Below are 11917 nucleotides of genomic sequence, written 5' to 3'. Positions count from 1 at the left end.
GGGCGTGTTCGAGGAGGCTGGCCTCGCGCCGGTTGGCCTCGGCGCGTTGCTCGGCGGCCGAGGCCAGCAGGTCGGCCGTCGACAACTCGGTGAGACCCGTCTCGAACATACTGTCGATTATATGTCACACTCCGTGACCCGCCAAATTTCCCCTTACCCACAAGGAGAAACGCGATGCTGCAGTTCACGTACGGCGTCTGTTAGCGGTGGGTGGTGTGCTGTGCCATCGCCAGTTGGTGCCGACGTCGGGCAGTTCGGGTAACGAGATCCGGCCGGTCGCCCACTGGATCGTGGTCCATGGATCGATGTCCGACGAGCCGAGCGACGCGTTTTCGGCGTACCGGTCTGGGAACATGCGGGCGAGGATCCAGGTGCAGACGTCCGGCGGCGGCTCGAAGGGCAGTCCGAGACCGGTCGCGATGTCACCGCCGTGTACGAGCACTTCGATGCCGCCCATGCCGGCCGTTCCTTCGGCGTCGGCCATACCGAAGGGGTGGAAGCCGCGGTCGGTCGGCTTGGCGGCTCGTACTACGGACGACAGGAGCCGACCGCTCGCCTCGAGGAGTTCCAGGACCTGGGCGTTGGTGGCGTCCTCCAGAGCGCGGGAGAAGAAGCTCACGTAATGCGTGGGAGCCCGGCTGGCGAGCTGGATCGCGTACGCCTGCAGGCAATGCGCCGCATGCTCAGCGGTGAACCGGCAGGACCACTCGAGCGTGCCCGCCGAGCCGTGCCAGTCCAGGTCGACGCCAGGGCTGAGCGCCGCGATCACACTGTCGACTGCCCGATCGAGATCAACCGCCGGTTGCAATGACTTCCTCCGTCTGTTGAGGCTTCGAGAGAGCTTAGGCGTGGGTGTGAACCCTCCGGCGGTTCTTCGGAGGGTTCACGGGGAGGGAGGCCCGAGGTTCAAGCGGATTTCACCTCGCGGTTCAGGAGGCGGAGGAGGCCGAGTGCCAGCGGGAGCAGTACCCAGATCGTGCCGGCGACCGCGATGTGGGTGAAGTCGTCGCCGGTGAAGGTCTGCTTGTCGAAGGCCGGTGCGATGGCCGAGTTGAGGTCCACCCACGGTGCGACCTTCGCGAGCGAGTCGACCATGGAGAAGAGCACGTTCCACGCGATCGGGAGGACGTAGTACAGGACGATCGCGGCCGCGGTGTTCATCAGCACCATGCCGAAGGCGAATCCTTGGACGACGCCGATGAGTTGCAGGAGGAAGAAGTCGCGGACGTTGGGGATTCCGAAGGTCCAGGTGCCGGCGCCGTCCATGAGGACCGTGCCGGCGACGTTGCCGAGCGCTGCGACGCCCAAGGCCACGACGACCGCGAGAGCACCGACCAGGAGTACGGCGACAAGCTTGGCCAGGGCGACCCGGAGTCGGCTGGGCTCGAGGGTGAACGTGACCAGACCGGTGCGCTGTGACCACTCGGCGGTCACGGCGAGGATTCCCAGTACCGGCAGGAGCAGCCCCTGCGGCGTGGACGTCGCACCGAGGAAGTTGATGTAGGTGAGGTCCTCCGGCTTGGCCACGAAGAGGAACACGATGACGACGGCAACGGTGATGATTCCGATCGCGGTGAGCAGCCAGAAGCCTGCACGGGTGTCGGTGAGCTTGCGGAGCTCGACCCGCAGAAGTCGTCGGAAGGGAACGGCGGTGATGGTCGGATCGGGCGTGGTGTACGTCGCGGTGGTCATGCGGAGACCTGCTCTCGTGCGTCGTCGGCGGTCAGTTGGAGGAACATGTCTTCGAGGCCGGCGCCGTCGGCGTTGCGTAGTTCGGTGACCACGACGCGATCGCGGGTGGCGATCCCTGCGACCTGCTCGCTGGTCGCGTCGACGACGTAGGCCCCGTCGTCGGTGGCCTGGTAGGTGATGCCGGCCGTGTCGAGGCAGCGGGTCAGGGCGTTCCTGTCCGGGCTGCGGACCAAGGTGCCCACGGTGCTGAGCAGCTCGGCTTTGGTGCCGTCGGCAACGATCTTCCCGCGCCCGATCAGGACCAGATGGTCTGCGATCAGCTCGATCTCGTGCAGCAGGTGTGAGGAGAGCAGGACGGTTCCGCCGCGCTCCGCGAACGTCCGCAGGAGTCCGCGCATCCAGTGGATCCCGGCCGGGTCGAGCCCGTTGGCCGGCTCGTCCAGGATCAGCACCTGCGGGTCACCGAGCAGCGCGTGGGCGATCCCGAGCCGCTGGCGCATGCCGAGCGAGTAGTTGCCGACGCGGCGATCCCCTTCGGCGCCGGAGAGCCCGACCGTCTCGAGCATCTCGTCGACGCGACCGCGGGGCAGCCCCATCGTCATCGCATCGAGTCGGAGAACCTCGCGTCCGGTCCGTCCGTTGTGCTGCGCCGAGGCGTCCAGGAGGACACCGACGTGGCGTCCGGGGTTGGGCAGTTCGGCGTACGGGACGCCGAGGATTGTGCTGTGACCCGCCGATGCCGGGGTGAGCCCCGTCATCATGCGCATCGTGGTCGACTTGCCTGCCCCGTTGGGGCCGAGGAAACCGGTGACGGAACCCGGCTCGGCACGGAAGGAGACGTTGTCGACGGAGACGTGTGCGCCGTAGCGCTTGCTGAGTTGTTCGACGATGATCATGCCTTCGAGCCTGATCCAGACGACGCCCGGACACAGCGGTCTGCGGGCCAGAAGCGGGTCGCCCCGGGCTGCGCATGTCTAGCCGTTGGTAGGGGGTGGGTCTAGCCGGTGGGCTCTGTCCAGGCCGGTCACCCTCCCGTACGTTGGTTGAGGTGGACGCCAATCCAGTCGTGGCCCCGCCTCGACTGACCCGGTGGCAGTCGACGTGGCGCTACCTCGCGGCCGGCGGAATCGGCCTCGGGTTCTGGATCAGCACCGTCGTCACCCAGTACGGCGGGGCGGTCGGCAGCGAAATGGTCATCGACCTGCTCGTTGGTGCCGTTTCTGTCGGGCTGACGCACTGGCGTCGCCGATTCCCTTGGGCCGTGACGATGACAGTCGTCGTACTCGGGGCGCTCGCCACGTCCGGGTCGGGTGCCGTGATCCTGACGATGGTGTCCCTGGCCACGCGTCGCCGGTGGCGCGAGATCGTGCCGGTGGCGGTCGTGAGCGTCACCGCGTCGCTCGCGTTCTTCGCGATGCGCCCTGACAGCGGGTGGACGCCCGTTGCCTCCCTGCTGTTCGCCGTGGTCTTCGCCAGCGCCGTCATCGCCACCGGCATGTACATCGGCGCACGCCGCGATCTGGTGGCGAACCTGCGCGAGCGTGCCGACCGCGCCGAGCGCGAGCAGAGCCTGCGCGTCGGCCAGGCCCAGGTCACCGAGCGGGCCAGGATCGCGCGGGAGATGCACGACGTCCTCGCGCACCGACTCTCCCTGGTCGCCCTGAACGCGGGCGCGCTGGAGTACTGCCGCACGCTCAGCGAGTCCGAGGTGGTCGAGGCCGCGGCCATCACCCGACTCAACGCCCACCGTGCCCTGGAGGACCTGAACGACATCCTCGGGGTGCTGCGCGCAGACACCGCGGACACCTCACCGGAGCCTCCGCAACCGACTCTCGTCGACCTTCCCGCCTTGGTGGAGGAAGCGCTGGGCGCGGGAACCAAGGTGCGGTTGCACAGCCGGGTCGGGGACCTGGCGGACACCCCGGACACCATCGGACGCAGTGCCTACCGGATGATTCAGGAAACGTTGACGAACGCCCGCAAGCACGCACCGGACACGACCGTCGACATCACCCTCAGCGGACGGCCGGGCGGCCAACTGATCCTCGAGGTGCGCAATCCGATCCGTCTCGGCGTCCCGCCAAGCGGCACCCCCGGCTCGGGTCTCGGTCTGCTGGGGCTGACCGAGCGGGCCGAGCTCATCGGGGGACGGCTGGAGCACGTGAAGTCCGAGCAGGAGTTCGTGGTTCGTGCCTGGCTGCCGTGGCCGGCATGAGCGACGCGGGCGGTGCCGTGATCCGGGTCGTGATCGTGGATGACGATGCCCTCGTACGGCGCTGACGATGATCCTGCGGGACGACCCGGCGATCGAGGTGGTGGGGGAGGCGGCCGACGGCGTACAGGGCATCGAGCTCATCGCCCGGCTGGCGCCCGACGTCGTACTGCTCGATATCCGGATGCCCCGCCTGGACGGTCTTGAGGTGCTCGCGCGGCTGGCCGGTCCGGGGGTTCGTCCCAAGATGATCGTGCTGACGACGTTCGATGCCGACGACTACGTGGTACGGGCGTTGCGCAGCGGCGCGAGCGGGTTCCTGCTCAAGCACACGCCTCCCGCCGGCATCGTCGACGCCGTGCACAAGGTGGCCGCTGGGGATCACATGCTCTCGCCGAGTGTGACGACGCAGCTGATCACGCGACTGGGTGCGCCGGACTCCGACCGGGTCGTCGCGGCGCTGGCGGCCGTTGCGACGCTCACCGACCGGGAGCGGGAGGTCGCCGTCGCCGTGGGCGAGGGCAAGGTCAACGCGCAGATCGCCGAAGAGTTGTTCATGAGCGTGGCGACCGTCAAGGCGCATGTCTCCCGCCTGCTCGGAAAGCTCGACGCCGACAACCGCGTGCAGATCGCGATCCGCGTGCACGACGCCGGGCTGCTGACCTGAGGCCCATGTCGAGGTGGTGCTGGAGCGGGCCTTCAAGGCGGCCGGTGGTCAGGATGTGTTGATCGGGGGGTGGCGCTGCGACCGTGCAGCAGTACCTGCGCGCCGGGCTGATCGACGAGCTCACCCTGGTCGTCGCCCCGTTGCTCGCCGGCGCCGGTGAACGCCTCTTCGACAACGTCGCCGACGCCTTGCAGAACTACCAGGTGACCGAGATGGTGAGCTCCACAATCGCGACCCATCTCACCGTGCAGCGGCGTTGAGTTGCATCCGGAGTACGACATCGGCCGTACGTGCTTGGATGGCGTCATGACCCAGGTACTGCGGTATGCGGCCTTCACCACCGACCCGGCGGGCGGCAACCCGGCCGGCGTCGTACTCGATGCGCGCGGACTGGACGACGCGGCCATGCAGGCGATCGCCGCCGACGTCGGCTACTCCGAGACCGCGTTCATCACTGGCGAAACGGACGGCACCCATCAGGTCCGGTACTTCTCCCCGAAGGCCGAGGTGCCGTTCTGCGGTCATGCGACCGTGGCCACCGCGGTCGCACTCGCGGAGCGGATCGGCCCGGGGGAGCTGGTGTTCTCGACGGCGGCCGGGATCGTGCCGGTCGTGGTGGAGGACTCGGCCGGCGTACTGCGGGCGACCTTGACGAGCGTCGAACCGTATGTCGAAGCGGTCAGCGATGTCAGCGAGGCGTTGGACATCCTCGGCTGGCGCGCGGACCAGCTCGACCCCGCCCTGCCGCCGTACATCGCGTACGGCGGGGCGCGTCACCTCGTCCTGAGTGCGTCGACACGGCAACGACTTGCCGAACTGGACTACGACTTCGACCGGCTGCTCGAGTACATGCTGCAACGGGATCTCACGACAGTGCAGCTGGTGTGGCGGGAGTCGGCGACCACCTTCCACGTCCGGGACCCGTTCCCGGTCGGCGGTGTGGTCGAGGACCCGGCGACCGGTGCGGCGGCCGCCGCATTCGGTGCCTATCTGCGCGAGCTCGGCCAGGTCCAGCCGCCGGTCACGCTCACCCTCCTTCAGGGCGACGACATGGGCCGCCCCAGCCAGATCCAGGTCGACCTACGCCCCGACGACACCAGAGTCCGAGTAACCGGCAACGCCGTACCAATCGACGTGAACCCCTGACGTAACTTTGCCTGCCCCGGCCGTATCTAACAGGTGTCCAGAGGGGGCACCGTGAAATCCTTTCACAGCATTCGTTCTGTCCATCTTCGCCGACCGATCCGCCCCGCACTCGCAAGGTACAAGTCATGACGACCACTGTCGTCCTGCCGGGCGATCACACCGTCCGTTCGCCTGAACTTCAAGATGCCGAGGCGATCTTCGGACTGCGTTCGGCCCACAACACGGCCGTGGTCGGGTTTGCCGACTGCACGTTGGACGAGGTTGCCGGAGAGATCGTCGATCCTGGCTTCGATCTTGGGACCGATGGCTGGCTGGTGCTCGACCGGGACGGCCTGCCGGCTGGGTACGCGTACACGTTCGGCAAGGGCAACCGCGAGATCGTCGAGATCGAGGTGACCTCGCAGAACCCGGCGGTGGCCGCCTGGCTGTTCGAGCAGACGATGCGGCGCGCCCGGGAGATGGGACGCGAGCGCGGCCACGCCGAGATCACGGTCGATTCGACCATCTACCGCGCAGACGAACCGCTGCGCGCGCTGTTGTCCGGTCACGACTTCGTGGTCGGTACGACGTACCACCAGATGCGGATCGACCACACCGGACCGGTCGCCACCCCCGAAGTACCCGCAGGCGTCGTGGTCCGGCGCGGCACGTTCGATGCGGCCAGCCGCTGGATTGCCCACGAGGTCCTGATCGACAGTTTCCGCGGCCAGTTCGGCTTCGTGCCCCGCCCGCACGACGAGTGGGTCACGGCGCTCGATGCCCGAGCGAATTTCGACTGGTCCCAGCTCACCTTGCTCGAGATCGACGGGAAAGCGGTCGCGATCCGCATGTGCAGCGACGCACATATCGAGCAAGGGAACCTCGGCCACGTCGGCATGCTCGGCGTGCTCAAGGAGTTCCGGGGGCGTGGTCTGGCGAGGTTCCTGCTGCGCGACGCCTTCGCTCTCGACGCGGCCGCCGGACGCACCGGTACGACGCTGTACGTCGACACGAACAACCCGACTCCGGCGCTCGGCCTGTACCTGTCGGCGGGTATGACGCCCACCCTCGTCCTCGACGGCTGGCGCCGCCACGTCCTGCCCACCTACTAGGGCAGCGTCCACCGCCAGCAGCCGCTGATGCTGCCGGCGGTCCAGCGACATCCGTAACCTTTTGTGGCTTCCGGCGCGTTTCACCGGTCATGCACAGACAACGATCACGTCGATTGACCGGGCTCGCAATCGTGGCAGCGCTGCTGTTCGCCCCGTTGGCCCCGAGGGAATCCGCGGCGGCGAGTGATGCTGGCTCCACTCCATCGGCTGATACCGCGCCGGTCTGGAAGGCCCAGGGAGGCGACGCTCGCACGCTCGATCTGAGCGGTGCTCCCGTCTCTGCCGATGCGCTGGCCGAGCAGTTCCGTGCTGCCGCGGACACCGTCTCGCTGACGATACGGCACCTGGACCAGGGTGGAGCGCTGACCGCGGACGCCGCTACCGCGATCGCCAACCTGGACGGCACCTTGAACGAGCGGATCGACATCGGGGCCGGCGAGGTCACGCTTCACCTGCCACGCGGCCGCTACATGCTTGCCAGTGTGGTTCACACCGGACCTGCCGACGAGCAGACCAGCAGCTTCCTGATCCAGCCCTTGGTCGAACTGCAGACGGACAGCACCGTTCAGCTCGACGCCCGAGGCGCGAAACCACTGCGCGTCAGCACCGAGGATTCCGCCGCCAGCTCCTTTCTCAGCGCCCTCTACGTTGCTCGCCGGATGGACGACGGCACAATGATTCAAACCGATCTCCGCTCAGACCGGCTCGACCGCCTGACTACAGCGCAGCTGGGCCCCGACGTACCAGCAGCTGATCTGACGTCGAGCGTGGTCACCTACTGGGGCATCGCTGGGCCGGCAGGCGACTTCGCAGACAGCCCTGTCACCTACAGCACGCTGGATACCGTCCGCGGCAGGTTCTTCACCGGCCTGCACAGGGTGGTCCGGCCGGCCGAAATGGCGACAGTGGTCTCACACCTCCACTCAACATCTCCCGATCTGAACCTGACCAGATCGGCCACGGTGATCCCGCCCGGTGTCAACGGGGGATGGAGTAGAGGCCTGCTCTACCGTCAGCCGCAGACGGTGACGGAGTACATCGAGGCAGGAGCGGACACGTTGGCCGGGATTCAGGAGCGCACGGAGGACACCCTCGTCACAGACCTCAGCTCGCTCGGCAGCCGGACGTTCCAGGCCGGCCGACGCTACGAGCTGACCTGGAACAAGGCGGTACTCGGCCCCAACCTCGAATCCGGTTGGGCCGGCCGGTACGGCGACACGATGGCTACCCAGATCCCGATGTACTCCGACCAGGCGGGCAACTGGAGCTGGGGAGCCGCCGACGCCGCGTCGACACGGATGTACCGAGACGGAGTGCTGATCGCCGAGACCGATCAACCCGGCGACGTCGGACGCGCGGACGTCGGACCCGGCCCGGCGCGCTTCCGGCTCGAGAGTCACGTCGATCGCCCGCACCTGACCCAGCGCTCGACCACCGTGGACGCGGTCTGGAACTTCTCGTCGGACACCGCGGGCAAGGACGGTGAACCGCTGCCCCTGTGGCTGCTGCGGTTCCAGCCGAGGGTCGGACCGTACAACGACGCTCCGTCGGGTAGCTCTGTCCTCCCCTTCACGGCGAAGCCGAATCCGGGTGCGAAGCTCGGCCGCGTGCGCCTTCCGGTCGTACGAGTGTCCGGTGACGGCGGGAAGAGCTGGCGGCCGGCGACCGTCGTACCGAAGGGCCAGGGCCGGTACGTCGGGGTCTTCGCCCTGCCTGGAGCGAAGACGATCTCGTTACGCGCCTCGGCGGCAGACTCGGCCGGCAACACCATTGACCAAACCCTGCTGAACGCCTACGCCATCCGTTGACCAGGGAAACGGTCGCCGGACTGCCTGCGATGCGAGGTCAGTCGGCGTTCGCGCACATCCGATCGGGCGGTGGCGCCGAAGAGGGGCTTGAGACGTCGCCGGAGTTGGGCCCACCGGCGGCTCTCGTCTGGCGACCGGCCGCCGTGAGGAGCGGATCGGCGCCGCGACCGAGAGGTGTATGCCCATGTATCAACCACGACGACGGATCATGGTCGTCGCTGCGACGGCGGCCGCGATCGCGTTACCCGCTACGGCCCTGGCCCTCAGCGGCGGGACGCAGGCGACGGCCGGCGACAGGCCGTCCGCATCCGCATCCGCAGCCGCGCCCGCAGCCGCCCTCGCCCCCGCCACGGCCCGGCCCAAGGGGATCGAGGTGGTTGGCCTGACTGATCAGGGCCGGCTGGTGAAGTTCCGCACCGCCTCGACCGACAAGATCCGGAGTTCGGCCCGGGTCCAGGGACTGAAGGACGACAAGTGGCTGGTCGGCATCGACTACCGGGTCCAGAACAAGAAGCTGTACGGCGTCGGCGACCGCGGCGGCATCTACACGATCAGCACCGGGTCCAACTTCGGCCGGGCCAGCAAGGTCTCGCAGCTCACCGTCCCGCCGGCCGGCCAGAACTTCGGCGTCGACTTCAACCCGGCCGCGAACCGGCTGCGGGTGATCAGCGACACCGGCCAGAACCTGCGCCACAACCTCGACGACCCAGTCGGTACGCCGGCGGCCGGGGCGACCGCGACCGACGGCACACTGGCCTACCCGGGTGTGCCGCCTGCTCCGCCGAACACGGCCGCCCAGGTGACGGCGGCGGCGTACACGAACAACGACCTCGACCCGAACACCGCGACCACGCTTTACGACATCGACACCATGCTCGACCAGGTCGTGATCCAGTCGCCCGCGAACGCAGGACTGCTCGCGCCCACCGGCAAGCTCACCGTCGACGCCAGCCAGCGGGCCGGGTTCGACATCTACATGCAGGGCACGGGTAACCGCGGTCTCGCAGTACTGAACACCAGCGGCCGCACCCGCCTGTACGACATCGGCCTGACCACCGGCAAGGCCACCCGACTCGGGTCGCTCCCGATCAACATGCAGGTCGTCGACCTCGCTGTTCCGCTGACCCGATAGTCCGCGCAGCCAGGCTCCGGTGGTCCCGTACCGGAGCCTGGCGGCAGCTCCTCCGATCTGGGTCAGACGAGTAAGGCGATGCCGGCGGCGATGAGCCAGAGGGACCAGGCGATGTAGGTGATCGGCGTGAGTGTGGCCGCGAGCCTCCAGCCGTTGCGCTCGGCGGGTCCGACGAACTCCAGGGAGCACAGGACGAGCACCGCGCCGATGATGATCGCGGGGATGCCAAGCCAACTTGGGGCGAGAGTCGTTTGGGTGAAGGCGATGCCGACCAGGATCGTCCAGGCGCCGGTGAGCAGGTAGCCGAGGTGCTCGCCGACGGCGACGCCCAGGTACCGGTTGAAGCTCTGGAAGACGACGTCGACCGCTTCGCGTCGGGCGGGACTGGACTCGGGATCGGCGTCGACGCGGGCGAGGTAGGGAACGAGGAACGGCCATCGGATGAGGCCGAGGAGTTGCACGAGTGCAGCGAGTACGCCGAGGGTGGCGCCGACAACGCGCAGGGCGTCGCCGGCGTTGTCGAGGACGAGCGCGACGATGACTGCAAGGGGAGCCAGGGCGGCTGCGGTCAGAGCGAAGACCCACCACCACAGCAGCAGCTTCTTGCCACCTTCGCGAAACCGGTCGAGCACCTCGTGGGTAGGACGGCGCAGGACGTCGGGATAGTCGAAGGTGGCAGCCAGTGCGCCGAAGGCGACGTTGAACGCCACCGGAAGCGCGAGCAGCAGGATGCCTGCAACGGTGACAGGGTTCATCGCTGCGCGATTGCCACGTCAGGTGCGACCGTCGGCGTCAAGTCGGTGGAAGCGCGGTAGGGCAGCAGGTGGTGGAGCAGGAACCCAGACAGCACCGAGAAGGTCAGCGCTCCATAGGCGCCGAAAATCGTGAACTGGTTGTCGACACTGATCCCGCCGACGGTGGTGACGGTCCAGCCCAGCGACCACAGGACTGGCATCGCGGCGGCCCAGGCCCAACGCAGGTGGATCCGCCTGGGCAGCGCCAGTGCCTGCGCCACACCGAGGACGACGCCGGTGATCGCGCCCATCAGAGCGAGTTCGCCCAATGAAGTGCCGTAACCGACCGCGGCGGCGCCGATGAGAAGACCGATACCCATGCCGGCGCCGGTGGCCGGGATCCACCTGCGCGGATCGAGACGCCGGCGGCTCACCAGCGTCTGGCCGGCACCGAGGACCAGCCCTGCGACCAAACCGCCGAGTAACGCGGCAATCGGTCCGTCGACCCGGCCGCCCACCGCGGTGCCGGCCAGACCGGCGAGGGGAAAGAAGAGGAACCCTGCGGTCCAGACCAACCAGGTCCGTAGGAAGACCGGCTGTGATGCTCGCGATCGGGTCATGGTGCTCAACTCCTGACGGCCGGCGTACCGACCGGGTTGTGATGGAAGAACTCAGGGGATTTGGGTTAATTCTGTACGTCGTACAAATAATGTACGCTGTACAGAGTCAAGTCAAGAGAGAGGCCCATGCCGATGCCAGAACCAGCCAAACGAGGTCGACCCGGCCCGCGGCGAGCCCTGACGGAGAACCAGATCCTCGACGCCGCCCTGACCCTGCTGGACGAGGGCGGGACGGACGCGGCCTCGGTGCGGGGGATCGCGGCGAAGGTGGGCGTGGCCCCGAATGCCGTGTACACCTACTTCCCGGACAAGGCCGCTGTGATCAAAGGGCTCGTCGAGCGCCTACTCGGCGAGGTCGACCACGGGCTCTTCGTCGACCGCGACCAACCCTGGCGGCAGCGCGTGGAGTCCCTTGCGCTGGAGTTGCGGACACGGCTCTCGGCGCACCCCGGCGTAGTACCGCTGATGATCGGCGGCCCCATGGACGGCCCCAACGCACTCGCTCTGAACGAGCGGCTCCTCGAGCTCCTCGCCGACGCCGGCCTCCATCCCGCGGACGGTGCGCGCGCCGCCTACCTGCTGATCGTCTACGTGTTCGGCTCGATCGCCCTCGAGGTCGCCGATCTGCCGCAGCCCGGGCCGCTGCCACCAGAGTCGGAACGTATCGGTACGCGACTCCTCGCCTTCTCCGCGACACCACCTGAGCCCTACCCCCGTACAGCCGCGGCAGCCGCCGAGCTCGCTGCCTACATCTCGACCGAGCAGTACCTATGGGGCCTCCACCGACTACTCGACGGCATCACCACGAGCTGACA

At 68.0% G+C, this 11917-nt stretch carries 13 protein-coding genes; 8 read left to right on the top strand and 5 right to left on the bottom strand.

Annotated features, from left to right (window positions below; translation table 11 throughout):
* Positions 1–184: 184 nt before the first annotated feature.
* The 3 genes from EV643_RS40715 to EV643_RS40705 form a co-directional block, all read right to left on the bottom strand.
* A complete protein-coding gene (locus tag EV643_RS40715) occupies positions 185–808 on the bottom strand; it encodes a maleylpyruvate isomerase mycothiol-dependent enzyme family protein (RefSeq protein WP_202869996.1) in 624 nt (207 codons plus the stop codon).
* Positions 809–906: 98 nt separating this feature from the next.
* Positions 907–1692, bottom strand: coding sequence for an ABC transporter permease (locus tag EV643_RS40710; protein ID WP_133805582.1), 786 nt, complete (start codon positions 1690–1692; stop codon positions 907–909).
* Positions 1689–2588: an ABC transporter ATP-binding protein gene (locus EV643_RS40705; RefSeq protein WP_133805581.1), complete on the bottom strand. Its 900-nt coding sequence runs from the start codon at positions 2586–2588 to the stop codon at positions 1689–1691. The genes EV643_RS40710 and EV643_RS40705 overlap by 4 nt, the downstream gene beginning before the upstream one ends.
* Before the next feature lie 152 nt (positions 2589–2740).
* Here EV643_RS40705 and EV643_RS40700 point away from each other — a divergent pair, with 152 nt between their 5' ends.
* The 7 genes from EV643_RS40700 to EV643_RS40670 all read left to right on the top strand — a co-directional run bounded on the left by EV643_RS40700 (position 2741) and on the right by EV643_RS40670 (position 9748).
* The gene (locus EV643_RS40700; RefSeq protein ID WP_133805580.1) at positions 2741–3907 is read left to right on the top strand and encodes a sensor histidine kinase; all 1167 of its coding nucleotides are present in this window, start codon (positions 2741–2743) and stop codon (positions 3905–3907) included.
* Positions 3908–3974: 67 nt separating this feature from the next.
* Complete coding sequence (locus EV643_RS40695) at positions 3975–4571, top strand: response regulator (protein ID WP_370452434.1); 597 nt, start codon at positions 3975–3977, stop codon at positions 4569–4571.
* Between the two features lie 83 nt (positions 4572–4654).
* Positions 4655–4831 (top strand): dihydrofolate reductase family protein, encoded by a 177-nt coding sequence (locus tag EV643_RS40690; protein ID WP_202869995.1) that lies wholly within the window; start codon positions 4655–4657, stop codon positions 4829–4831.
* 46 nt (positions 4832–4877) lie between these two features.
* Entirely contained in the window at positions 4878–5717 is an 840-nt protein-coding gene (locus tag EV643_RS40685; RefSeq protein ID WP_133805579.1) for a PhzF family phenazine biosynthesis protein, read from the top strand.
* 125 nt (positions 5718–5842) lie between these two features.
* Complete coding sequence (locus tag EV643_RS40680; protein ID WP_133805578.1) at positions 5843–6808, top strand: GNAT family N-acetyltransferase; 966 nt, start codon at positions 5843–5845, stop codon at positions 6806–6808.
* Positions 6809–6921: 113 nt separating this feature from the next.
* Positions 6922–8616: a hypothetical protein gene (locus EV643_RS40675; protein WP_133805577.1), complete on the top strand. Its 1695-nt coding sequence runs from the start codon at positions 6922–6924 to the stop codon at positions 8614–8616.
* Between the two features lie 184 nt (positions 8617–8800).
* Complete coding sequence (locus tag EV643_RS40670; protein ID WP_133805576.1) at positions 8801–9748, top strand: DUF4394 domain-containing protein; 948 nt, start codon at positions 8801–8803, stop codon at positions 9746–9748.
* A gap of 62 nt (positions 9749–9810) precedes the next feature.
* Here EV643_RS40670 and EV643_RS40665 read toward each other — a convergent pair whose 3' ends face one another.
* Complete coding sequence (locus tag EV643_RS40665; RefSeq protein ID WP_133805575.1) at positions 9811–10503, bottom strand: DUF4386 domain-containing protein; 693 nt, start codon at positions 10501–10503, stop codon at positions 9811–9813.
* Positions 10500–11102, bottom strand: coding sequence for a hypothetical protein (locus EV643_RS40660; RefSeq protein ID WP_133805574.1), 603 nt, complete (start codon positions 11100–11102; stop codon positions 10500–10502). The genes EV643_RS40665 and EV643_RS40660 overlap by 4 nt, the downstream gene beginning before the upstream one ends.
* Positions 11103–11234: 132 nt before the next feature.
* On the opposite strand from EV643_RS40660, the gene EV643_RS40655 reads away from it, so the two are divergent.
* The gene (locus EV643_RS40655) at positions 11235–11915 is read left to right on the top strand and encodes a TetR/AcrR family transcriptional regulator (RefSeq protein WP_202869994.1); all 681 of its coding nucleotides are present in this window, start codon (positions 11235–11237) and stop codon (positions 11913–11915) included.
* The last annotated feature ends 2 nt before the right edge of the window (positions 11916–11917 follow it).

Origin of the sequence: Kribbella caucasensis (assembly GCF_004361855.1) — a bacterium.
Taxonomy (GTDB): Bacteria; Actinomycetota; Actinomycetes; order Propionibacteriales; family Kribbellaceae; genus Kribbella; species Kribbella caucasensis.
This window is presented reverse-complemented; position numbering and strand designations above follow the sequence as displayed.